This window comes from Pseudoduganella sp. S-14, from assembly GCF_049913285.1.
GTDB lineage: Bacteria > Pseudomonadota > Gammaproteobacteria > Burkholderiales > Burkholderiaceae_D > Rugamonas.
Map to the genome: position 1 here is coordinate 5,785,008 of NZ_CP183991.1, position 22,721 is coordinate 5,807,728.

Here is a 22,721-nt window from a genome sequence, read left to right on the forward strand (position 1 = left end):
CATAGAGGTGAGGAGACGCCACCATGAAACTACTGTCAACATTGATTTTCGCTGCATTGCTGGCCGGCTGCGCAAGCGGTCCGCCGGCAGTTTCAACGCCTGAACGCGCGCTCTTCACCGACGCAGCCTTCCGCAAGCCGGCCGACATGATCACGCCGGAGCAAGTCTTTGAACTGTCGCCGGAAATGAAGGCCTATGCGAACAGGCTGCGTTCATCGCTAAGCGGCAAATCGAAGCACCAGGCGCTGTATGAAGCGCTGTACCAGCGCGACCAGCTTCGCCTCGAATACGACTCCGAAACAACGCGCACGGCCGCAGAGGCCTTTGCAGCCCGCGCCGGCAATTGCATGTCGCTGGTGATCATGACTGCCGCCTTCGCCCAGGAACTGGGGCTGGAGGTGCAATTCCAGCGCATCACCAGTGAAGACACCTGGAGCCGTTCCGGTTCGCTGTACTTCAGCAGCGGCCACGTCAACCTGGTATTGAGCAAGCCAAATCCTGTATCGGAGCGTACCTACGACACCATGCGCTCGATTGTCATCGACTTCCTGCCGCCGCCGGATGCCGAGTTGATGCCGACCGAAATCATTTCGCAGCGCACCGTGGTGGCCATGTACATGAACAACCGCGCCGCCGAGACGCTGGTGCAGGGCAAGCTGGACGAGGCTTACTGGTGGGCCCGCGCCGCCATCGAATACGAGCCCAATTTCCTGATGGGGTACAACACCCTGTCCACCGTCTACCAGCGCCACGGCGACATGCAGATGGCTGAAACGACGCTGCGCTTCGCCCACCAGCATGATCCGCTGAATACGGTGATCCTGTTCAACCTGTCCGAAGTCACCAATGCGCTGGGCAAGAAGGACGAAGCGGCCAAATACAAGGCCGAGCTGGCACGCCTGGAACCCTACCCGCCCTTCTACTTCTTCCACATCGGACAGAAAGCAATGGCCGAAGGCGACTACCAGAAAGCGCGCTCGATGTTCGTGCGCGAAGTACAGCGTGCGCCGTATTACCACGAGTTCCACTTCTGGCTGGCCAAGGCATCCTTCGCACTGGGCAACCTGAAGGAAGCCGACAAGCACATGTCGCTGGCAGTAATGAACAGCACCACGCGCGGCGACAGCGCCATCTACGCCGGCAAACTGGCCGCCCTGCGCCTGTACGAATCGCGAGCCCGTCTTCGACCGGGAGAAATCTAAGTAACCCCGGTGCCAGCTCCCGATACGCGTAGCGTATTGGGCCCTGGCTCCGGCATAATAAAGGAATCATGCTTTCCAAACTCAGCCCCCTCGCCCTTTCCCTTGCACTGGCCTTCGCAGGCGCCGCCCACGCGGCGCCTGACGAGAAACCGGACCTGCGTTCCTCTTACACCAAGTACGAATTCCGCATTCCCATGCGCGACGGCGTGCGCCTGTTCACGGCCGTCTACGTGCCGAAGGATGCCGGCAAGGCCTATCCCTTCCTGATCGAGCGCACGCCCTACAGCGCAGGCGTGAATGTCGACGACCAGCTCCAGTACGGGCCTGACTATTTCCCGCGCCGCCTCGGCCCTTCGACCGATTTCAGCGACGCCGGCTACATCTTCGTCAAGCAGGACGTACGCGGCCGCTACATGTCCGAAGGCAAGTGGCAGGAAATGACGCCGCATGCCAAGACCGCACTGGAACCGGGCGAAGGCAATGAAAGCCGCGACATGCACGACACGGTCGACTGGCTGCTCAAGCACGTGGCCAACAATAACGGCAAGGTCGGCATCTACGGCATCAGCTATCCCGGCTTCTACACAGCGGCCAGCATCATCGACTCGCACCCGGCGATCAGGGCCGCCTCGCCGCAGGCGCCGGTGACCGACCTGTTCATGGGCGACGATTCCTACCATGGCGGCGCGTTCATGCTGGCGGCTAACTTCGACTTCTACGCCGCCTTCACGGAAGAAAAGAATCCATCGCCCCAGCCCAAGAGCTGGAGCGATTTCGATTACGGCACCACCAGCGGCTACGACTACTTCCTGCAGCGCCTGACCATCTCGAACATCCTGGCCGGCATGCAGCCCAAGCAGCTGGCCTACCTGAAGCCGACCATCGACCACGACACTTACGACGAATTCTGGAAGTCGCGCAACCTGGCGCCGCACATGAAGAACGTCAAGGCCGCCGTGATGACCGTCGGCGGCTGGTTCGATGCGGAGGACCCGGCAGGCCCGTTCTCGATCTACCGCGCCGTCGGCAAGAACAACCCGGGCATCTACAACGGCCTGGTAATCGGCCCGTGGTCGCACGGCGGCTGGGCCGGCGGCGAAGGCAAGCGCCTGGGCCACGTGAAATTCGACAGCAAGACCAGCGAGTATTTCAACAAGAAGCTCTTGCTCCCCTTCTTCGAAGAGCAGTTGAAGGGCGTCAAGCCGGCGCAGCCGATTGCCGCCGTCAATACCTTCGAGACCGGCACCAACGTCTGGCGCCAGTACAGCGCATGGCCGCCGGTGCAGGCCAAGGCGAAGATGTTGTACCTGGGCCCGAACGGTACCCTTGGCTGGACCCAGCCTGCTGCCGGCAGCGGCTTCGACGAATACGTCAGCGACCCGCGCAGGCCGGTGCCTTATATCGGCTATCCGGCGACCGGCGTGCCACGCGAGTACATGGTTTCCGACCAGCGCTTTGCTTCAACGCGTCCCGACGTGCTGGTGTACCAGAGCGAAGTGCTGGAAGAAGACGTGACCATCGCCGGCCCGGTGACGCCCCGGCTGTTCGTCTCCACCACCGGCACCGACAGCGATTTCGTGGTCAAGCTGATCGACGTCTACCCGAACGACTACCCGCAGGACAAGGAAGAAGAAAAGCACAAGGACGTGGCGCCGCCGTCAGTGAAGATGGGCGGCTACCAGCAACTGGTGCGTGGCAATCCGCTGCGCGGCAAGTTCCGCAACAGCTTCGAAAAGCCCGAGCCTTTCGTGCCGGGCAAGGTGGAGCCGCTCAGCTACCAACTGGGCGACGTGCAGCACACTTTCCGCCGCGGCCACCGCATCATGGTGCATGTGCAGAGCAGCTGGTTCCCGCTGGTCGACCTGAATCCGCAGACTTTCACCAACATCCCGAGCGCGAAGCCGGAAGACTTCGTGAAGGCCACCCAGCGCGTCTACCGTGCGCCTGGCACGGCGTCAGGCCTGCAGCTGATGGTGATGCCTTAAGCGGTGCCTAGCAGTTCTCGTACTTCCAATGCCGCTTCTTGCCCTCGGCAATCCACTCGACCGCCTGGGCCATGCGCTTGTCGCGCGTGGCCTCGGTCTTTGCTTCGGTCAGCCAGTCGCAGTAATCGCGCTTGGCGCTGGTTGAAAATTCGTTAAAGGCCTCATATGCAGCCGGATTGGATTCCAGCGCGGCGATGAAGTAATCCGGCACCTCCAGGTCGCGCGGCGCCGCCTTCGGACGCGCGACCTTGGTCCCCTGTTCGTTGAGCTTCATAGCCTTCTTGATGTAGGCCGTGAGCTCTTTCTTCGGCGGCAAATCCTTGATCGAGGTAATGCGGCCGAACTGGCCCATGGCTTCCTTGCCTTTGTCATTCTCGGCCGCAATCAGCAATTCAGCCTTCCAGAAGTTCAGGGCGCAATGCTGCTTGAAGGCGGCAAAGCTGCAGATGATCCCGTGGTAGTCGAAGTTCGGCATGCTCCACTTGATGGTTTCCTTCACCTCAGGGCAAGCCGCGTGGATCACTTCCCGCAGCTGGGTCAGGATGGGCCGGGCGAATTCGGCTGACTTGGCGATGTACTCGTCGACGCGCGGATCAATGGTGGGCATGGTCATCCTATCAAGTGTGTTGCCGCAATCTGACATCGGTGCGTTGCTTAACGCAGTTTGCTCAGCATTAGGAGCATACTAAGACACATGAACAATTCACGCAAAGTGGCCGCCGCCGCTGGCGCCGTGGGGTTTGTCTGGGCCGGATTGACGGCCCTCCTCATGGCCGGCCAGCGCAAGCTGCTGTTCAATCCCACCGTCAAGCGCGAGGTGCAAAGCCCGCGCAGCAGCGGCCACCGCACACGGGCAATCGTGTTGCGCGGCGACGACGGGACGCGCCTGGCGGGCTGGCTGATGACGCCGCGCGAGCCGGGCGTGCGGCCTGCCGTGGTGTATTTCGGCGGCCGTTCGGAAGAAGTGTCCTGGCTGGTGCGCGATGCCGGCAACCTGTTCCCCGGCATGACGGTGTTGACCCTGAATTACCGCGGCTATGGCGATTCGCACGGCGAGCCCGGCGAAGAAATGCTGGTTGCCGACGCCTGCATGCAACTCGACTGGCTGTGCAAGCACCACAAGGTCGACCCGACCCGGATTGCGGTGGTCGGGCGTAGCCTTGGTTCCGGCGTGGCGGTGCAGCTGGCGATGCAGCGACGGGTGCAAGCCACGGTGCTGATCACGCCTTACGACTCCATCCTGGCGCTGGCGCAGCGTAAATTCCCTGCGCTGCCGGTGTCGATGCTGCTTCAGCATCGGTTCGAATCGGTCAAGCACGCGACGCAACTGGCGGCGCCGACCTACGTGCTGCGCGCAGCAAGCGACGATATCGTGCCGCATTCGCACACCAATGAGCTGGTCAGCAAGCTGGCCTGCCTGCACCACGACGAAATCATTCCCGATTCAGATCACCTGAACATCCCTTACCTGCCGACTACCCAGCAGAAGATCGCCTGCTTCCTGCAGGCGCAGTTCACGCAGCCGGCTTGAATACCGGGCGGAAGGCGCGCAGCGTGTCGGCAGCGGTTTTCAGGATCTGGCGGTTATTCCACCATAGCGTCGGGTCAATGGCGATAAAGGTGTCGAACATCTCCGGCGCCTGCAGGAAGGTTTCCAGCACGAACATGCCAGCCAGCGATTCGCCTATCAGCGCGGTCTCTCCAGCGGTGTTGTAGCGTGCTGTCACCTGCGGCATCAGTTCTTCGCGGATGAAGCGGCGGAACGCGAATCGTGGTCCGGCTTCCGGTATAATCCTGCCCCATGAACGATACTACCCGCCCAGAACTCCCGGACCACCTGTCGATCGACCCGCGCAGTCCGCACCACGTAGCTGCCGTGTTCGAGCACGACATTGGCATCAAATTCAACGACAAAGAGCGCTTTGACGTTGAGGAATACTGCATCAGCGAAGGCTGGATCAAAGTCCAGCACGCCACGGCCAAGGACCGCCGCGGCCAGCCGATGCTGGTCAAGCTGAAAGGCAAGGTAGACGCCTTCTACCGCTGATATTCCTCCCCAGGCCAGTTTTCGCTGGCCTTTTTTCCGGCCTGCGCAGTCGATTCAACGCCTCGGCTGCGAAGCTCGATTTGCCGCACCGCTTCCGCGACGCCATTCTCCTGCCGCATTGCTTCGCCAATACGGCGTGCCCGCTCGCTCATCTCCGGTTTTTCGCGCACATGGCGAATCTGCGCGGCGATGCCGGCTGCTGTCGCATTGCGGCGTTTGACGGTCTTGCCTGCGACGCCAATGCGTTTCAGCTCACGGCCCCAATGCTCCTGCTCACTGAGATTGGCGACCACGATCGAAGGCTTGCCCGCCAGCGTAGCCGACTGCGTCGTCCCGGCGCCTCCGTGGTGAACAATCGCCATGCAATGGGGGAAAATCTGGTGGTGCGGGGCCGCCGCGACGTACAGGATACGGTCGTCGGAGCTGAAGCCGCAAGCGCTCCAGTCGCTGCATTGGATGATCGCACGGCAGTTTGCCTCGCGCGCAGCATCGGTCAGCAAACGCAGGGCCGCCGTCTGCCCCTTGAGGTCCTTGGGCATCCAGCTGCCAAAGGTCATGTACACCGGCGCTTCCCCAGCCGCAAGAAAGCCAGACAAGGAAGGCGGCAATACTCCTTCCAGTTCACAGTTCGGCCGGTCAAGGAAACCGCAGACCTGGATCGAGTCGAGCCAGTCGGGTTGACGCGGACAGATCTGCGGGCTGACCGCCACCAGCGCCAGGTAGCGCGATACCCATACGTCCGACACGATGTCGCGCATCGGCGCCATCCCCAATTGCTTGCGCAGCCGGTCCGGGTAGTGGCGCACAGTGCGATTCAGGAGTGTGCGGGTCAGCCACCATAACATGCGATTGCCGTGCTTGCCGACCATCGACAAGCCGAGAGGATTGACGTAATCGCTTGGCACGCCGCCATGCGACAAGAGCACGCTAACGTAGGGCAGCCCCGCATGTTCCGCCGCAACCTGCAGCGGGTGCATGAAGTAATGCCCAACCAGCAGGTCCGATTCCGCGCACAGGCGCCTGGCCGCCTCGAACATGGCGTCCTCCGCCGGCGCAAACGCCAGGCGCAAGATCTCGGCCATCTGCTTCAGCGGATCACGGATGCGATAGGCAGCCTGGCCCACGGCTTCGGCCTGCTCGGCGTTGAACGTGAGCGGTGTCAGGACGGTGATTTTTGCCCCGGCCGCGGAACGCACCTTGTCGTACGTTTCGGCTTCGAGACTGGTGATCACCAGGTGGACTTCATGGCCGGCGGATTGCAAGCCGTCGGCAAGGGCAAGAAAGGGGCGGATATCACCGTGGCTGCCCCAGGTCAGCATTCCAATTTTCATCGTGCCTCCGGAATCTCCGTCAGGTCGTGGTACACCAGCTTGCCGAGTTTGCGCGCCGCGGCCACCATGGCATCGGCCCCGGCGGAGGCGCCGCCAACGCGCAAGACGGCGTTGCAATGTGAAAGTAAGCGCTCACAAAGCGGATGGAAAGTCTCTTCATGGACAGCATCGCCGACATATGTCGAACCAGCGGCATGCAGCACAGGCAGCGCCAGCCATTCACCCAAAACCGGGGTGTGGCCCTTGCGATACAGCGGCAGAACATGGGCCTCCATGGCGGCCACGTTTGCTGCCATGCGCTCCGGATCGTCGCCCGTACCCGAGCGGTATGGGCCTGCAACCAGGATCATCATGCTGCGCGGCGGCAGCAAGTGCAGGTGAAGGTACTGCAGCAGCATGATGGTCTTGGCGTCCCGGATTTCCCCGCTGGCCGTCATTGCCAGCGCCTTGTCGGCGTCCAGTTCGAGGACTTCAATATCCTCGCCCTCCTGTTCCAACCCGCCACCACTGCCGATCTTCGATTGTGCGTCATATTCGCCGACGAAGAAGTGCAGGCGCTCGGTGACGGAGCCGGGGCTCATGAAGACATCGAACACCGGCCGCAGTTTGTCCACCTTGTGGCCGGTTTCCTCTTCCAGCTCGGCATGCATGCGCTGTTCCGGATGCGCTTCATCCAGCAGGCCAGCCGGGGCCTCGATCAGGTAGCCGTCATGCTGATTGACGTAGGCGGGAAAGCGGAACTGGCGCGTCAGCAGCACCGTGCGGCGGGCACGGTTATACAGCAGGGCAACGGCGCCATTGCCGCGGTCGTATGTTTCCCTGCTCATGGTCTGCCAGCGGCCATCACGGCGCTTCAGGTCGAAGGTGGTGGTCTTGAGGACGTACCAGTTATCCGACAGCAGCTGGACCGATTTGATGCGGACATAATCGTGCATGATTTTCTCCACCCCGTTTTCAATTCATGCATAATCATGCAAGATCAATTAAAAACATGCAAGCATGCTGAGCTCCCAACGCAAACTCGTCCTGCTGGAGATGCTGAACCGCGAGGGCAAGATCGTCGCCACCGACGCCGCCCAGGCCCTTGCCGTTTCGGAAGACACCATCCGCCGCGACTTGCGCGAACTGGCGCGCGAAGGACGCCTGCAGCGCGTCCACGGCGGCGCCTTGCCGGCGTCGCCTGCGATCGGTGACTTCGCCGCCCGCCAGCAAATAGCACCCGACGACAAGAGCGCGATCGGCCGCGCCGCCGCCACCCTGGTACAGCCGGGGCAAGTCGTGTTCATCGACGGCGGAACGACCTCGGCCCAGCTGGTGCGCCACCTCCCGCCTGGGCTGCAAGCTACCGTGGTCACGCACAGCCCATCCATCGCGCTGGAACTGGTGTCGCATCCAACGATCGAGGTGATCATGCTGGGCGGGCGCCTGTTCAGGCATTCGGTGGTGAACGTGGGCGCCACGACTGTCGACGCGATCCGGCAGATCCGGGCCGACCTGTATTTCATGGGCGTCTGCAGCGTGCACCCGGAGGCCGGCTTATCGACCGGGGATTTCGAGGAGGCAGGAGTCAAACGGGCTTTGAGCGCCGCTGCCGCTGAAACCATCGTCCTCGCCTCGCCGGAAAAACTGACGACGGCCTCGCCGTACCAGGTGATTCCGCTTGACGAGCTAGCCGCCCTGGTGACGGTTGCCAGCGTACCGGAGGAAACGCTGTCGCCCTACCGCCAGCGCGGCATCACGGTCCACTTGGCGTAGCAAACTCAGTTGCGGCAGTCACCATAAAGTGCCCATGCATTCATTGCGAGCAAACCTGGCGCAGCAAGGGCTGTAAAGGCAGCCATAGCTCAACCTTATCAGCAAAGGACAAGGTGTAGGCTGGGCTGCTCGATGGCAGGGTCAAGACTTGATACCGGTCCGCTCGCATACCGAGCACTTTGACGCCCAATTTCCCTGCAGTGCCACCGTTGAAAGCAATCGCCTTGATATGTGGGAAGCGTTCGAGCAAGCCAAGCAGATCGTTGTCGTTACGGTTGCGGATACGGCTGTCCAGGCTTCCCTTGCGATGCGCCTCTGAAACGACGTCCCACAATCCGATGCCATGCGCAAGCAAGGTAGCCAGGCGGGCGTCGTAAGACAGGGAGCGCAAGTCAGCCTGGATCACGGCGCCGAGCAGTTCCCAGAACTTGTTCTGCGGGTGGCCGTAATACTCTTGCACAGCCAGCGATTTATCGCCCGGCAGGCTGCCCAGCACCAGCAAGCGGGTGCGATAGTCAACCACCGGGTCAAAGCAGCGCTTGCGCGCATCCTGGCATGCGTCGAGGTTCGTCATGCCAGCCATTTTATCAAGCGGGCCGGGCCCGCTTCCAGGCCTCAGGCCTTGCGGCGGCGTACCAGGCCGAACGCACCCAGGCCCAGGCCGAACAGTGCCAGCGAAGCCGGCTCAGGTATATCGGCAGCGGCGTTACGGCCTTCCACGGTGAAGGACACGAAGTCGGCGCCACCGACCGCGTACGAGTCCACCATCGAAGTGTTTTGCCAGCGCACATTCAGTACCTTGTCGGCGGCAAACTGCGACCACTGCGCTGCGGTCAGCGCGATGGTGCCGGTGATGGTGTAGTCGTAGTCAGCCACGTTGGTCACGACATTGGTCGGGCCGCCGTTGGTGCTGCTCCAGTGGGTCAGTTGCACATTATCGAGGAAGAAATTCAGGTATTCGTCGAAACCAGCATAGTTGGTGCCGTAGTCGCCCTTGGCGGTGATCGACAGGATGACGTCGCTTTGTGCAGGGCCGCTCAGGTTGAATGCCCTGCTATAGCCCTGGCCAGTCGTCGTGATAGCGGTGGTGTTGCTAGCGATTACGCCAGCGAATGCGCTGGTGCTGGATGCGGCGGCGATCAGGGCGGCGGCGATCAGTTTCTTCGACATCAGTCTTGCTCCATAGTGGTAAATAATAAACAGAACTAATCATTAAGCAATAATGATGCCAGATTGCATGTTTTGTTTCCAATCAATAACTTAGGATATGACAGGATCGCGGGGTGTAAAAAATTCCGACACCAAAGGCCGATTCCTCAGGTGTAGAATCGAACGGTAGTGCTAAACAAACAATCACACTGGAGACCGCAACCATGAGCGAGCAGCGCGCCATCGTCACCCTGCTGTTGAAGTACAGCGAGAGTCACCTGAACCCCACCAATGAAGCGATCCATTGCGTGTGCGTGCCCCTGATCGTCTTCAGCCTGCTGGGACTGATCTGGTCCATTCACCCCTTGCTGGCGGTGGCGCTGGCGGCGGCATCGATGGTGTATTACTTCAAGTTGTCGCGCAATTTCGCGCTCGGCATGCTGCTGATGGCGGGCTTCATGCTGGCCGTGCTGAGCGCGCTGCCGCCGGCTGCGGTCCTGCCCCTGAGTGGCCTGATCTTCGTCCTGGCATGGATCGGCCAGTTCATCGGCCACAAGATCGAAGGCAAGAAACCGTCGTTCTTCGATGACTTGCGCTTCCTGCTGATCGGGCCGCTGTTCGTCCTGGGCGTGCTGTATCGCCGCCTGAATCTCGCCTACTGAACCAGGACGGCGCTGCAAAGGCCGCGACTTGCGCGTCGCCGGCCGGCGCACTGCGCCGCTCCGAAGAAACACTTATACTGGCGGGATGCCGTCATCGATACTCTTCATTCTCGCCTGCCTTATCTGGGGTTCCACCTTCTTCGCGATTACCCTGCAACTGGGCGACATCGCTCCCGCCGTTTCCATCGTCTACCGCTTTGCACTGGCCGCGAGCGTGCTGTTCGCCTGGTGCCTGCTGCGCGGCGACAAGCTGAAGCTGTCGTGGCAGGCGCAGCGCTGGACCATCCTGCAGGGTTGCTGCAGTTTTGGCCTGAGCTATATCGGCACCTATAACGCGGAACAGTACGTCGTTTCGGCGCTGGTGGCGGTGCTGTTTGCGCTGATGGTGTTCTGGAATCCGATCCTGAACCGCATTGCCTTTGGCACCCCGCTGACCTGGCGCACCTGGGCTGCCGGCTGCGCGGCAGTCGGTGGCGTGGTGCTGCTGTTCTATCATGCGATTTCCGAGTCGCTGCGCGAGGTGATGGCGGGCGGCCAGGGGCATTTCATCCTGGGCCTGGCCCTGGCGCTGGGCGCGACCATCGCGAGCTCGGTCGGCAATACGCTGGTGGTCAAGGTGCGCCAGCACGAATCAAATGTGCTGCTGACCATGGCCTGGGGCATGTTGTGGGGCACCCTGCTGGTGGCCTTGTGGGCGCTGGCGCGCGGCGATGCCTTTGTCATGCCGGCCACGCCCTCTTACTGGGCCGGCTTGCTGTACCTGTCATTGCTGGGCTCCGTGATCGCGTTCGCCTGCTACTTTACGCTGATCGACCGCATCGGCACGCAGAAGGCCGTGTATATCGGCGTGGTGACGCCGGTGATTTCCGTCCTGCTGAGCATTCGCCTTGAACATTACCGGCCGGGCTGGATGGAAATCCTGGGCATGGCCGTGTGCATCGCCAGCGTGGCCTGGGCGCTCAAGGCGCCGTCGATGCCGGCCAGCCGTACTCCTGTTGACCTTAAACCTTTGAAGAAAGCTTCATGAGCAATTTGACTATCCGTCCTGCCCGTCCGGAAGACGTGGCATCCATCATGGCCATGATCCGCGAACTGGCTGTTTTCGAAAAATTGGAACACCTGGTGGTGGCTGACGAAGCCATGCTGCAGGAGGAAATGTTCGGCGCCAAGCCGGGCGTGGAGGGCATCGTGGGCGTGGAGTCGGGCGAGGTGGTGACCTATGCCCTGTTCTTCCACAATTTCTCGACCTTCCTGTGCAAGAAGGGCCTGTACCTGGAAGACCTGTATGTAAAGCAGAACCGCCGCGGCGCCGGCTACGGCAAGCAGATGCTGGCGGCGCTGGCCCGGATCGCGGTCGAACGCCAGTGCGGGCGCTTTGAGTGGTCGGTGCTGGACTGGAACGTGAATGCGATCAAGTTCTACGAGCAGATGGGCGCCGACGTGCTGCCAGACTGGCGTGTGTGCCGCGTGACCGGCCCGGCGCTGCAATCGCTGGCCGAGGCCTGAGACAAAAAAAATCCCTCGCGGCTCGTGTGTGGTCGGGCGAGGGATAGCAAACCCAGGTGTCAGTTGGGAGGGGAGATGAATCGACGGTTTCAATATAGTCGCCCTGCCCCGACCGTGCTTTGTCACTTACAAATTCTTACCTGGCTTACATTTGATCTAGCTCAATACATTCTCTGGGGAAACTCGCAGAATGGACAGTCCCGCCTCGGTGGAGACTGACGATGTTGAAAGCTGTTTATCGGGCCTATTTGCGCTTTCTGCTGGGCCGCTACACGCGGGAATTGCAGGTGCTGGCGGCGCAGCGGGCCAATGATGCATTAGCAGAGCAAGTACTCACGCACGAAGCCGAGCAGGTGCGCGCGCGGCTGCTGATGCTTTGAATCCCCTTTCCATCCACTCGAACAGCCCCTGCGTGAGCAGGGCCAGGACGGCTGCCGGCAACGCGCCGGCCAGCATCAGGGTGTTGTCGTTCAGGGCCAGGCCGGTGGTAATGCGCTCGCCGTAGCCGCCGGCGCCGATGAAGGCGGCAATGGTGGCGGTGCCCACGCTCATCACGGCTGCGGTTTTCACGCCGGCCAGGATGACCGGTGCAGCCAGCGGGAGTTCAATTTCTTTCAAGCGCTGCATGCTGCGCAGGCCTAGCGCTTCGGCGGCCTGTTTCAGGCCTTGCGGCACGCCGCTGATGCCGGTGCAGGTGTTGCGGATGATCGGCAGCAGCGCGTAGACGAACAGCGCACACAGGGCTGGCATGGTGCCGATTGTGCCCAGCAGCGGAATCAGCATGGCCAGCAGGGCCAGCGAGGGGATGGTTTGCAGGATCCCTGCGGCGGCCATCACTGGTTGGCGCAGCCTTGGGCGGTAGGCGGCCAGGATGCCAAGGGGGATGCCGACGGCGCTGGCCATTGCCACCGACAGCGCGACCAGGACGATGTGCTGGCGGGTCTGGGGCCAGAAATCGTCTGCAAAAAGGCGTCGCCAGAGTGTCGGGACGCTGGCTGGCGCGCCTCCGGCCGGGGCCGCGACGGCGCGCGATGCGTCGTCCGCGCTGATGGAGGCCGGGGCGGAAACAGGGTGGCGCCTGAGCCAATCGCGGGCGATGGCGGCGAACGGCTGGCCGTGCAGTTCTGCGGCGGCGTTCATGGCGATCATGTCGGTGGCGCTGATGCGGCCTTCGAGCGCGCGCAATGCCTTCCAGGCGGCCGGGAAGCGCCGGGCAGCGTCGAGACGATACAGCAGGACGGCCTCGTAGCGCGGGAAGTAGCTGCGGTCGTCTTCCAGCACGCGCAGGCCGTATTGGCTGATCTTGGCATCGGTGGAATAGATGTCGATGACGTCGACCTGCTTCTGCGCCAGCGCTTCATAGGCGATGCCGTGGTCAAGCCCGCGCGGCGCGGCGCCAATGCCGTATTGCCTGGCGAGGCCCGGCCAGCCGTCGGCGCGGCCGATGAATTCGTGCGACAGGCCGTAACGCAGGTCGCGCTGTGCTGCCAGCTCGCTCAGCTTGCGCGGGCTGCCCGCTTCGCCGCGCACCGCCAGTGCGTATGTGTTGTTGAAGCCAAGCGGGATGGCCACGCCCAGGCCTTGCGCGGCCAGTTCGCGCTGCATCTGCTCCAGCGTGGCGGGCTGCGCGTGCTTCAGGATTTCCAGGCTGATCGTGCCGGTGTACTCGGGATAGACGTCGATGCTGCCGGACTTCAGCGCGGCCAGCACGATCGCTGTGTTGCCAAGGCCCTGCCTGTGCTCGACCCGCGCCTGCGCCGCGGCGGTTTGCGCCAGCAACTCGCCAAGAATGTAGGACTCGGTGAAGCGCTTGGAGCCGATGCGTAGGGTGGCGTCCGTGGCGCCGGTGGCGCCGGTGCTCGCGGCGCCCGCTGCGCTGCAGGCAAGGAGGGCGGCGGCCGCCAGGGCCGGCAGGACTGTGGCGGGGCGGCGCAGCAAGGTCAGGCGCCTGCGGCGGCAGCGATGGCTGGAATGCCGACCACAGAGTCGCGCCAGACGCCTCGGTTGACCACGGCGACGCAGGGGTTGAAACCGAAGGCGTAGGACAAGTCGGCCGGGCGGGCAATCTGCCACAGCGCGAAGTCGGCGCGCTTGCCCGCTTCCAGCGTGCCGACCTCGCCGTCCAGGCCCAGCGCGCGGGCGGCGTGGATGGTGCAGCCGGCCAGCGCTTCGAGCGGCGTCAGGCGCCACAGCGTGCACACCATATTCATTGCCAGCAGCAGGGACGTCATCGGCGAGGTACCGGGATTGTTGTCGGTCGCGACTGCCATCGGTACGCCGGCAGCGCGCAAGGCGGCGATCGGCGGCGGCGTCGTGTCACGCAGGAAGTAGTAGGCGCCCGGCAGCAGCACGGCCACGGTGCCGGCGGCTTCCATGGCGGCGATGCCGGCGTCCGACAGGTGCTCCAGGTGGTCCGCCGACAGGCCGCCAAAACGCGCCACCAGGGCCGCGCCGCCCTGGTCGGACAACTGCTCGGCATGCAGCTTGACCGGCAGGCCATGCTCGCGCGCGGCGGCGAAAATGCGCTCGGTCTGGGCGGCAGTGAAGCCGATGCGCTCGCAGAAGGCGTCCACCGCATCGGCCAGACCCTCGTCAGCCAGCACCGGGATCATGCCGATCACGGCGTCGACGTAATCGTCGGGGCGGTCCCTGAATTCGGGCGGCAGCGCGTGCGCGCCGAGGAAGGTGGTGCGCACCGACACCGGCATCACCTGCTCCACGCGGCGCGCCACGCGCAGCATCTTGCTTTCGGAGGCGAGATCCAGGCCGTAGCCGGACTTGATTTCCAGCGTGGTCACGCCTTCGGCCAGCAGCGCGGCGATGCGCGGCAGGGACTGGCGCAGCAATTCTTCATCGGAAGCGGCGCGGGTGGCGCGCACGGTAGACATGATGCCGCCGCCGGCACGGGCGATCTCCTCGTAGCTGGCGCCGTTCAGGCGCGCCTCGAATTCGTCGCTGCGGTTGCCGGCGTGGACGATGTGGGTGTGGCAGTCGATCAGGCCCGGCGTCAGCCAGCAGCCGCCGGCATCGTGCTCCAGCGCCGCGCTGCCCGCCGCGGCCGCATCCTGGCGGCGCCCGATCCAGGCAATGCGCCCGTTATCGACCGCAATGGCGGCGTCGCGGATTTCGCCATAGCCCTCGCCCACCATGGTGGCCAGGTGCACGTTGGTGATCAGCAGGTCCCACTCTACGGCCATGTGTTTTACTCTTCGTTGGGGAAAATATCGACGATGAACACGGTGGCGTGGCCCGCTTCCAGCGTCCACACATCATCCTTGTCCAGCACCACCGCATCATAGCGCACCAGCGAGATGCGTTCACTGGCGCTGGCCAGGTTCAGGCTCTCGCCCTCGGCCAGGAACACCACGGTGGTCGGGCTGCGCCGCTCCAGCGTGGAGAAGTCGCGGATGGTGCGCCGTTCCAGCTGGTGGTTGCAGATGGAGCGCCGCGTCATGACGTTGAAATCGGTGGTCGGCGCGCCTTCCACCGTGGCAGTGACGGCGTTCTCGCCCGGGAAGGCGATCACCGGTTCGCGCTCGGACAGCGCCACGCGCCGTTCGTTGCCCACGTCCAGCACCACGCCGCCGCCCTCGACCAGGGTCAGGGTACGGTCGATGCCGGGAAACACGGAGAACGGGCCGCTCTGCGCGATGGTGGCCAGCGACAGGCGCCATTCGAACGCGTCGAAAGCGGCGCCCGGCGGCATCACGCACAGTTCCGTGGTGCTGCCGCCGCCGTTTTTCCAGGGCGTGGCGTGCAGGCTTGCATACTGGATGATTTGAGTCATGCTCGTAGCTCGCGCAGTTCGGCCAGCGTCTTTTTGAAGCGCGTGGTGATGGCCGGTTGCGCCACGTGCTCCCGGTTGCGTACCACCCAGTGGCCGCCAACCATCACATCCCTGACAAGATTATCATTTCCGCTGAAAACGAAGCATCCCAGAATGTCGGCGGCGTCGATTCCGTCAAGATTCGGGTGGTCGTCGTCCAACACTACCAAGTCGGCACGCTTGCCGGCCGAGAGCGCACCCACCGGGCGGCCCGCCGCCTGGGCCCCGCCGCGCAAGGCAGCTTGCCACAGGAAGTCGCCGACGCGGCGCTCGCTTCCTGACACCGCGATATTGCGGCGCTGCTGCGCCAGGCGCTGGCCGTATTCGAGCCAGCGCAATTCTTCCACCGCGCTTTGCGAGACGTGGCTGTCGCTGCCGACGCCGAAGCGGCCGCCCTGCGCCAGGAAGCTTTCAAGCGGGAACAGGCCGTCGCCCAGGTTCGCTTCCGTGGTCGGGCACAGGCCCGCCACGGCGCCGCTGTGCGCGATGGCCGTCACTTCATCTTGCGTCAGATGGGTGGCGTGCACCAGGCACCAGCGCGCATCGACCGGCAGGTTTTCAACCAGGTACTGCACCGGGCGCCTGCCCGAATAGTCCAGCGACTGCTGCACCTCGCCCTGCTGCTCGGCGATATGGATGTGCACCGGGCGCGCCTTGGGCAGGTGGTCCAGCACTTCGCGGATCTGCGCCACCGAGGCGGCGCGCAGCGAATGCGGCGCCACGCCGACTTCGACCTGCGCGTCGCGCAGCGGTTCCAGCTCGCCGATGACCTTCAGCACGTCGCGCGCATCGGTGCGGAAGCGTGCCTGTTCGGGCTTCAAGGGCTGTTCGCCGAAGCCGGCATACGAATACAGCACCGGCAGCATGGTGATGCCGATGCCGGCCTGGCGCGCGGCGGCAATCACGCGCTGCGCCGTTTCCGACGCCTGCGGGTACATGCTGCCGTCCGGCGCGCGCTGCACGTAGTGGAATTCGCACATCGAGGTGTAGCCGTGGCGCAGGCATTCGGAGTACAGCTGGGCGGCGATGGCCTCCATCTGCTCCGGCGTAATGTTGCGCGCGAAGCGGTACATCAGGTCGCGCCAGGTCCAGAAGCTGTCCTGCGAATCGCCCGCGACTTCGGTCAGCCCGCCCAGCGCGCGCTGGAAGGCGTGCGAGTGCAGGTTGACCATGCCCGGCATGACCAGGCGTGCGCTCGGGATGCCCGGCGCCGCCACGGCGTCGGCCTGCACGGCGGTGAAATTGCCGCGATCGTCCCACTGCAGCAGGACGTTCTTGCGCCAGCCGTCGGCCAGCAGCGCATGGTGCGCGAACAGGGCTTTCATCGGCGCCCCCCGCGCACCCAGTCTGCGGCGGTTTGCACCAGCTGGCGCAGCAGCGGCTGCACCTCGGCCGCACGGTCGGCGCGGTAGCCGAACGGCGCCGTTTCGTCCATATAAGTGGACTGGCACATCTCGAGCTGGATCGCATGCACGCCCTGCTCCGGCTTGCCATAAAAGCGCGTGATATGGCCGCCCTTGAAGCGGCCGTTGACAGCCACGGTGTAGCGCTCGTCGCGGCGCGCCACGCCGGCGATGGCTTCGGTCATAGCCTGGTCGCAGCTGGCGCCGTCGGCGCTGCCGAAATTCAGGTCCGGCAGCTTGCCTTCGAAGAAGCGCGGCACCACGGAGGCAATCGAGTGGGCGTCCCACAGCACCACCTTGCCGTGGATCGCCAGCAGGCGCTCCAGCTCCGCGCGCAACTGGGTGTGGTAGGGCTGCCAGTAGGCCGCCAGGCGGCGCTCGACCTCGGCCGGCGACGGCTGCCTGCCTTCCTGGTAGAGCGGCTCGCGGTGGAAGGTGTCGACCGGGCACAGGCCGGTGGTGTCCTGGCCGGGATACAGGTTGGTGTTTTCCGGCGGGCGGTTCAGGTCGATCACATAGCGCGACCAGCGTGCCGACAGGGTGGACGCACCCAGCGCGTCCAGGAAGTCGTACAGCTGCACCAGGTGCCAGTCGGTGTCGGCCTTGCCGGTCGCGGCCGGCGTCATCGCCGCGGCGATATCGTCAGGGATGTCGGTGCCCACGTGGGGCATCGACACCAGCAAGGGAATACTGCCTGCTTGGAAGCGGTAATCCATGGAATCTCCTTACGGATGCAGGGCGCTGAACAGGCTCTTGCAAGTGGCGCTCAGGTCGCCGTTCACCACCATCTGCTTGGCGGCCTCGATGTCCGGCGCGAAGAAGCGGTCGGCGTCGAAGAATGCTACCTTGGAACGCAGCTGGGCGTGCACATGTTCCAGTTGCGCCGAGCTTTTCAGCGGGCGGTGGAAGTCGATGCCCTGCGCCGCCGCCAGCAGCTCGATGCCGAGGATGGTCGCGGTATTGTGCGCCATATCGTGCAGGCGGCGCGCGCCGTAGGTGGCCATCGACACGTGGTCTTCCTGGTTGGCGGAGGTCGGGATGGTGTCGACCGAGGCCGGATGCGCGATCGACTTGTTTTCCGACGCCAGCGCGGCGGCGGTCACGTGGGCGATCATGAAGCCCGAGTTCACGCCCGGGTCGCGCACCAGGAACGGCGGCAGGCCGGACAGGGTGGCGTCGATCAGCAGCGAAACGCGACGCTCGGAAATCGAGCCGATTTCGGCGATGGCCAGCGCCAGCGTGTCGGCGGCGAAGGCCACTGGTTCGGCGTGGAAGTTGCCGCCCGAGACCACTACCGGGCCGTCGTCGTTCTGGAAGATCAGCGGGTTGTCGGTAACGGCGTTGGCTTCGATCAAGAGGGTGCGGCCGGCGTTGGCGATCAGGTCCCAGCAGGCGCCCATGACTTGCGGCTGGCAGCGCAGGCAGTACGGGTCCTGCACGCGCTCGTCGCCCACCAGATGCGAGGCGCGGATGGCGCTGCCGGACACCAGTTCGCGGTAGATGCCGGCGGCGGCGATCTGGCCCGGCTGGCCGCGCACTTCGTGGATGCGGGCATCGAACGGGGAGTCGGAACCCTTGGCGGCGTCCAGCGACATGGAGCCGGTCACCATGCCCGCTTCCAGCAGGCGTTCGGCCATGAACAGGCCGTGCAGGCACAGGGCGGTGGAAGCCTGGGTGCCGTTGATCAGGGCCAGGCCTTCTTTCGCGGCCAAGACCACGGGGGCGATGCCGGCGGCTTTCAGGGCATCGGCCGCTTGCACCAGCTCGCCCTTCACGCGCACGTCGCCCACGCCGAGTATGGCCAGGGTCATGTGCGACAGCGGAGCCAGGTCGCCGGAGGCGCCGACCGAGCCCTTGGCCGGGATGGCGGGCATGATGCCCTTGTTGTACAGGGCGATCAGGGTGTCGATCACGATCGGACGGATGCCGGAGAAGCCGCGCGACAGGCTGCTGATCTTGGTCAGCATCAAGAGGCGCACTACTTCGTCGGACATCAGTTCGCCGGTGCCGACCGAGTGCGACAGGATCAGGTTGCGCTGCAGCTGCTCCAGCTTGTCGTCCGGGATGCGGGTCTTGGCCAGGAGGCCGAAACCGGTGTTGATGCCGTACGCGGCGTCGCCCTTGGCGACGATGTCCTGCACGGCTTGGCAGGAGCCTTCGATGGCGCTGTAGGCTTCTTTCGCCAGGGCGATCGGGGTGGGGGCGCTCCAGACGGTGCGCAGGTCGGACAGGGTCAGTTTGCCGGGGGTCAGGGTCAGTTGTTGGGTCATGTTTTGTGTCTCGGGTTCGGTTGCTTTCAAACCGGTAAGGCGGGGTCTGACGGGGACGCCGAGTCCCTTGGGTCTGACCCAGGTTTACCGGTTTTACTTGATCATCGGCAGGTTCAGTTTATTACGCTTGGCGCATTCGATGGCGGACTCGTAGCCGGCGTCGGCGTGGCGCATCACGCCCGAGCCGCAGTCGTTGACCAGCACGCGGCCCAGGCGCTTGGCGGCGGCTTGCGTGCCGTCGGCCACGATCACCACGCCGGAGTGCTGCGAGTAGCCCATGCCCACGCCGCCGCCGTGGTGCAGCGAGACCCAGGTGGCGCCGCCGGCGGTGTTGAGCATGGCGTTCAAGAGCGGCCAGTCGGACACGGCGTCGGTGCCGTCGCGCATGCCTTCGGTTTCGCGGTTGGGCGAGGCGACCGAGCCGGTGTCGAGGTGGTCGCGGCCGATCACGATCGGCGCCTTCAGTTCGCCGTTCTTCACCATTTCATTGAAGGCCAGTCCGGCAATGTGGCGCTCGCCCAGGCCCAGCCAGCAGATGCGCGCCGGCAGGCCCTGGAAGGCGATGCGCTCGCGCGCCATGTCCAGCCAGCGGTGTACGTTGGCGTGGTGCGGGAACAGCTCCTTGATCTTGGCGTCGGTCTTGTAGATGTCTTCCGGATCGCCGGACAGGGCCACCCAGCGGAACGGGCCGCGCCCTTCGCAGAACTGCGGGCGGATGTAGGCCGGCACGAAGCCGGGGAAGTCGAAGGCGTTCTTGACGCCCTTGTCGAGCGCGACCTGGCGGATATTGTTGCCGTAGTCGACCACCTTGGCGCCCAGCGCCTGGAAGTCCAGCATGGCTTGCACGTGCACGGCGCAGGAAGCGGCAGCAGCGTCGACCAGGCGCGCGTGCTGCGCGGCGTCGGCCTGGGCCGCTTTCCACTGCTCGACGCTCCAGCCTTGCGGCAGGTAGCCGTTGACCAGGTCGTGGGCCGAGGTCTGGTCGGTCACCAGGTCCGGCACCAGGCCGCCGGCCTTGGCGCGGCGCACCAGCTCCGGCAGCACGTCGGCCGCATTGCCCAGCAGGCCGATGGAAAGCGCGTCGCCGTTGGCCTTGTGCTGCTTGATCATCTCGATCGCTTCGTCGATGCTGGCGGCCTGCTTGTCCAGGTAGCGGGTGCGCAGGCGGAAATCGATGGACGATTGCTGGCATTCGATGTTGAGCGAGACGGCGCCGGCAAAGGTGGCGGCCAGCGGCTGCGCGCCGCCCATGCCGCCCAGGCCGGCGGTCAGCACCCAGCGCCCTTTCAGGTCGCCGCCGAAGTGCTGGCGGCCCGCTTCGGCGAAGGTCTCGTAGGTGCCCTGCACGATGCCCTGGGTGCCGATATAGATCCAGGAACCGGCCGTCATCTGGCCGTACATGAACAGGCCTTGGCGGTCGAGCTCGTTGAAATGCTCCCAGTTGGCCCATTTCGGCACCAGGTTGGAATTGGCCAGCAGCACGCGCGGCGCATCTTCGTGGGTCTGGAACACGCCGACCGGCTTGCCGGACTGGATCAGGAGGGTTTCATTGGCTTCCAGCTGCCGCAGCGACGCGAGGATCTGGTCGAAGCATTCCCAGTTGCGGGCAGCGCGGCCGATGCCGCCGTACACCACCAGGTGTTTCGGGTTCTCCGCCACCTCCTTGTCCAGGTTGTTCTGCAGCATGCGGTAGGCCGCTTCCGCGCCCCAGGTTTTGCAAGTCATTTCCGGGCCGCGCGGGGCGCGGATGTCGCGGGTGGCGTCGTAGCGGGGATCGTTGGCAAGGCTGGTAGGCATGGCGGCTCCTTGAATGGTTGATGGCGCCACTCTAAGTTGTATATACAAGCCAGTCAACTGGTTTTTAGCGGCTTGCAGAGTCAATAGTTAGCAAGTACACTACTTTTCTTTCACGTTTACAATTCCAGCCTGGCGCCATGCTGCTCGAGCACCCCGACTTCCATTTGATCGACCTGGCGGGTGAAGCTGCGGCGCAGGCCTACCAGCTGATCCTGGCCGGCAAGCCCGTGCCTTTCACGCTATATGAGCGCGACCACTTTGGCCAGGCGCGCGACGCGCAGCCGCGCGGGGCGCTGGCCGAAGTGCGCGCCCAGCTGCATGGCGCCGGCGCCACCAGCCAGGTGCTGCTGTTCGAGATGAATGCCCGCTTCGACGATTGCCCGGCCGAGCGCGCCCTGTTCGTGGAATTCGGCGCCGCCAGCGGGCTGCTGCACGGCCTGGTGCTGGCCCTGCCCTATGTCAGCAACCCCCAGCGCCGGTGCATTCCGGGCATGATCCAGCTGCAGCGCTGCCCGCCAGCCCTGCTCCAACTGGCCGACGACCTGCTGCCGCGCTTTACGCGCGCCCTGCGCAAGAGCCCCCACGGCCGCGCATGGGAGCAGGCGCGCGAATACGACCGCCTGGCAGCGCCGTCGCTGGAAGCGTTCGAAGCGACCCGGCGCGCGGTCGATGCCCTCTGCCCTGCGCTGCGCGCCGACGACCCGGCCGCCGACAGCAATGCGCTGGCCAGCCGCCACCTCGACGCGCTGGTGGAACGCTACCCCTTCGAACACGGCATTGCCTATCGCAAGGCGCTGTACCAGCTCGGGCTGGACCTGTCAGCCGCCAGCCTGCTGCGCATCGACCACTTGCTGGAACAACTGCAGCCCAGGCTGGAGGTCAATGAAGCGCAATTCCTGGCGCATCCCGCCAACCGCAATTTCCTGCATGTGCTGGCGTTCTACATCGGCACCGTGGTGGCGCAGGAGTCGGGCGCGCGCATCGACTGGTTCACGGCGCGGCAGTTGCAGCAGGCCCACGCGATCGCGGTCGACGCCGTCGGCCAGCCGCGCCTGGCGCTGGCCGGACTGCTCAACAAGAGCGAGGTCTACTTCCCGCTGCACATGCTGCTGGACCGCCTGTTCGGGCCATGCAGCGGCGCCCAGTTCCGCGCCACGGTCAAAGAGCTGGGGCGCATGGCAGCCGCCTCGCGCGCGCCGCGCCTGCAGGACGATATGGAGCATGTGCAGCGCCGCATCGACCTGGCGCGCAGCAGCGATCCCGACTACCTGGTGCCGGAGCGCCCGTCCTGGGTCGACGGCGACAGCATCGAGCTGTGGTTCCAGAACGTCGGCGCCCTGTTCCTCGGCGGCCGCCTGGTGTGGGGCCAGATCACCCAGGCCAACAGCCTGATGTGGCGGGAAGGCGACGCCAACTGCCCGGGCGAGGTGCTGTACGACCTGCGCGGCATCCCGACCGGCGCAGAGCTGGGGCCGATTGCCAGCACCATTTACGACTACAAGGGCACGCGCCCGCTGGACCACCGGCTGGCCTTCCTGTCCGACCACCTGATGCATGAGATGACGCGCAGCTTCGGCCTGCCGCTGCCCTTGCGCCTGTCAAGCTCGGACTTGCGCCTGGCCACCATCTTCTTCGACCGCAAGCACCTGCCTGGCGGCTACCTGCAAAGCGGCCTGGTGCCGCTGCTGATCCACGACGCTTATCCCGGCATCGTGACGGTGCTGCCGGAGCGTTTCTGGACGGTCGAAGTACAAGCCCATGCCCGCCGCAATGGCTGGCCGGTATAAG

General features: G+C 64.4%; 23 protein-coding genes. 10 read left to right on the forward strand and 13 right to left on the reverse strand.

Annotated elements, in window-relative coordinates:
- The first annotated feature begins 23 nt into the window (after window positions 1-23).
- Window positions 24-1,202: a tetratricopeptide repeat protein gene (locus ACN9MZ_RS26745; RefSeq protein ID WP_426339840.1), complete on the forward strand. Its 1,179-nt coding sequence runs from the start codon at window positions 24-26 to the stop codon at window positions 1,200-1,202.
- 68 nt (window positions 1,203-1,270) lie between these two features.
- A complete protein-coding gene (locus tag ACN9MZ_RS26750; protein WP_426339841.1) occupies window positions 1,271-3,187 on the forward strand; it encodes a CocE/NonD family hydrolase in 1,917 nt (638 codons plus the stop codon).
- Between the two features lie 7 nt (window positions 3,188-3,194).
- Here ACN9MZ_RS26750 and ACN9MZ_RS26755 read toward each other — a convergent pair whose 3' ends face one another.
- Complete coding sequence (locus ACN9MZ_RS26755) at window positions 3,195-3,794, reverse strand: YdeI/OmpD-associated family protein (RefSeq protein ID WP_426339842.1); 600 nt, start codon at window positions 3,792-3,794, stop codon at window positions 3,195-3,197.
- 87 nt (window positions 3,795-3,881) lie between these two features.
- Here ACN9MZ_RS26755 and ACN9MZ_RS26760 point away from each other — a divergent pair, with 87 nt between their 5' ends.
- Complete coding sequence (locus ACN9MZ_RS26760) at window positions 3,882-4,718, forward strand: alpha/beta hydrolase (protein WP_426165154.1); 837 nt, start codon at window positions 3,882-3,884, stop codon at window positions 4,716-4,718.
- Here the strand turns inward: ACN9MZ_RS26760 and ACN9MZ_RS26765 are convergent.
- Complete coding sequence (locus ACN9MZ_RS26765; RefSeq protein WP_426342960.1) at window positions 4,702-4,980, reverse strand: alpha/beta hydrolase-fold protein; 279 nt, start codon at window positions 4,978-4,980, stop codon at window positions 4,702-4,704. The genes ACN9MZ_RS26760 and ACN9MZ_RS26765 overlap by 17 nt on opposite strands.
- Window positions 4,981-4,988: 8 nt before the next feature.
- Here ACN9MZ_RS26765 and ACN9MZ_RS26770 point away from each other — a divergent pair, with 8 nt between their 5' ends.
- A complete protein-coding gene (locus ACN9MZ_RS26770) occupies window positions 4,989-5,234 on the forward strand; it encodes a DUF3297 family protein (protein ID WP_057260961.1) in 246 nt (81 codons plus the stop codon).
- Here the strand turns inward: ACN9MZ_RS26770 and ACN9MZ_RS26775 are convergent.
- Both ACN9MZ_RS26775 and ACN9MZ_RS26780 read right to left on the reverse strand, forming a co-directional pair.
- Window positions 5,225-6,565 carry a glycosyltransferase gene (locus tag ACN9MZ_RS26775; protein WP_426339843.1) on the reverse strand — a complete coding sequence of 447 codons (1,341 nt, stop codon included), beginning with the start codon at window positions 6,563-6,565 and terminating at the stop codon, window positions 5,225-5,227. The genes ACN9MZ_RS26770 and ACN9MZ_RS26775 overlap by 10 nt on opposite strands.
- On the reverse strand, window positions 6,562-7,500 hold the full coding sequence (locus ACN9MZ_RS26780; protein WP_426339844.1) for an NUDIX domain-containing protein: 939 nt from the start codon (window positions 7,498-7,500) through the stop codon (window positions 6,562-6,564). Before ACN9MZ_RS26780 ends, ACN9MZ_RS26775 begins: the two co-directional genes overlap by 4 nt.
- Window positions 7,501-7,564: 64 nt before the next feature.
- Here ACN9MZ_RS26780 and ACN9MZ_RS26785 point away from each other — a divergent pair, with 64 nt between their 5' ends.
- Complete coding sequence (locus ACN9MZ_RS26785; RefSeq protein WP_426339845.1) at window positions 7,565-8,320, forward strand: DeoR/GlpR family DNA-binding transcription regulator; 756 nt, start codon at window positions 7,565-7,567, stop codon at window positions 8,318-8,320.
- Window positions 8,321-8,360: 40 nt separating this feature from the next.
- On the opposite strand, the gene ACN9MZ_RS26790 is transcribed toward ACN9MZ_RS26785, so the two are convergent.
- Window positions 8,361-8,894, reverse strand: a complete 534-nt coding sequence (locus ACN9MZ_RS26790; RefSeq protein WP_426339846.1) for a DNA-deoxyinosine glycosylase — start codon at window positions 8,892-8,894, stop codon at window positions 8,361-8,363.
- Between the two features lie 41 nt (window positions 8,895-8,935).
- Window positions 8,936-9,490: a PEP-CTERM sorting domain-containing protein gene (locus ACN9MZ_RS26795; protein ID WP_426339847.1), complete on the reverse strand. Its 555-nt coding sequence runs from the start codon at window positions 9,488-9,490 to the stop codon at window positions 8,936-8,938.
- 203 nt (window positions 9,491-9,693) lie between these two features.
- Between ACN9MZ_RS26795 and ACN9MZ_RS26800 the strand changes: the two genes are divergently transcribed.
- The 4 genes from ACN9MZ_RS26800 (at window position 9,694) to ACN9MZ_RS26815 (ending at window position 12,017) form a co-directional block, all read left to right on the forward strand.
- Complete coding sequence (locus ACN9MZ_RS26800) at window positions 9,694-10,131, forward strand: DUF962 domain-containing protein (RefSeq protein ID WP_426165188.1); 438 nt, start codon at window positions 9,694-9,696, stop codon at window positions 10,129-10,131.
- A gap of 85 nt (window positions 10,132-10,216) precedes the next feature.
- Window positions 10,217-11,158 carry a DMT family transporter gene (locus ACN9MZ_RS26805; protein WP_426339848.1) on the forward strand — a complete coding sequence of 314 codons (942 nt, stop codon included), beginning with the start codon at window positions 10,217-10,219 and terminating at the stop codon, window positions 11,156-11,158.
- The gene (locus ACN9MZ_RS26810; protein ID WP_426339849.1) at window positions 11,155-11,637 is read left to right on the forward strand and encodes a GNAT family N-acetyltransferase; all 483 of its coding nucleotides are present in this window, start codon (window positions 11,155-11,157) and stop codon (window positions 11,635-11,637) included. The genes ACN9MZ_RS26805 and ACN9MZ_RS26810 overlap by 4 nt, the downstream gene beginning before the upstream one ends.
- 221 nt (window positions 11,638-11,858) lie before the next feature.
- On the forward strand, window positions 11,859-12,017 hold the full coding sequence (locus ACN9MZ_RS26815; protein WP_426339850.1) for a hypothetical protein: 159 nt from the start codon (window positions 11,859-11,861) through the stop codon (window positions 12,015-12,017).
- Here ACN9MZ_RS26815 and ACN9MZ_RS26820 read toward each other — a convergent pair.
- The 7 genes from ACN9MZ_RS26820 to hutU all read right to left on the reverse strand — a co-directional run bounded on the left by ACN9MZ_RS26820 (window position 11,971) and on the right by hutU (window position 20,933).
- Entirely contained in the window at window positions 11,971-13,575 is a 1,605-nt protein-coding gene (locus ACN9MZ_RS26820) for a glycine betaine ABC transporter substrate-binding protein (protein WP_426339851.1), read from the reverse strand. The genes ACN9MZ_RS26815 and ACN9MZ_RS26820 overlap by 47 nt on opposite strands.
- A gap of 2 nt (window positions 13,576-13,577) precedes the next feature.
- Window positions 13,578-14,834 (reverse strand): imidazolonepropionase, encoded by a 1,257-nt coding sequence (gene hutI, locus ACN9MZ_RS26825; protein WP_426339852.1) that lies wholly within the window; start codon window positions 14,832-14,834, stop codon window positions 13,578-13,580.
- A 5-nt stretch (window positions 14,835-14,839) separates the two neighbouring features.
- Window positions 14,840-15,424, reverse strand: coding sequence for a HutD/Ves family protein (locus tag ACN9MZ_RS26830; protein ID WP_426339853.1), 585 nt, complete (start codon window positions 15,422-15,424; stop codon window positions 14,840-14,842).
- Entirely contained in the window at window positions 15,421-16,788 is a 1,368-nt protein-coding gene (locus tag ACN9MZ_RS26835) for a formimidoylglutamate deiminase (protein WP_426339854.1), read from the reverse strand. Before ACN9MZ_RS26835 ends, ACN9MZ_RS26830 begins: the two co-directional genes overlap by 4 nt.
- Window positions 16,785-17,582: an N-formylglutamate deformylase gene (hutG, locus tag ACN9MZ_RS26840; RefSeq protein WP_426339855.1), complete on the reverse strand. Its 798-nt coding sequence runs from the start codon at window positions 17,580-17,582 to the stop codon at window positions 16,785-16,787. The genes ACN9MZ_RS26835 and hutG overlap by 4 nt, the downstream gene beginning before the upstream one ends.
- A 9-nt stretch (window positions 17,583-17,591) precedes the next feature.
- Window positions 17,592-19,136 (reverse strand): histidine ammonia-lyase, encoded by a 1,545-nt coding sequence (gene hutH, locus ACN9MZ_RS26845; RefSeq protein ID WP_426339856.1) that lies wholly within the window; start codon window positions 19,134-19,136, stop codon window positions 17,592-17,594.
- Between the two features lie 93 nt (window positions 19,137-19,229).
- Complete coding sequence (hutU, locus tag ACN9MZ_RS26850) at window positions 19,230-20,933, reverse strand: urocanate hydratase (protein WP_426339857.1); 1,704 nt, start codon at window positions 20,931-20,933, stop codon at window positions 19,230-19,232.
- Window positions 20,934-21,070: 137 nt separating this feature from the next.
- Between hutU and ACN9MZ_RS26855 the strand changes: the two genes are divergently transcribed.
- A complete protein-coding gene (locus ACN9MZ_RS26855) occupies window positions 21,071-22,720 on the forward strand; it encodes a hypothetical protein (protein WP_426339858.1) in 1,650 nt (549 codons plus the stop codon).
- The last annotated feature ends 1 nt before the right edge of the window (window position 22,721 follow it).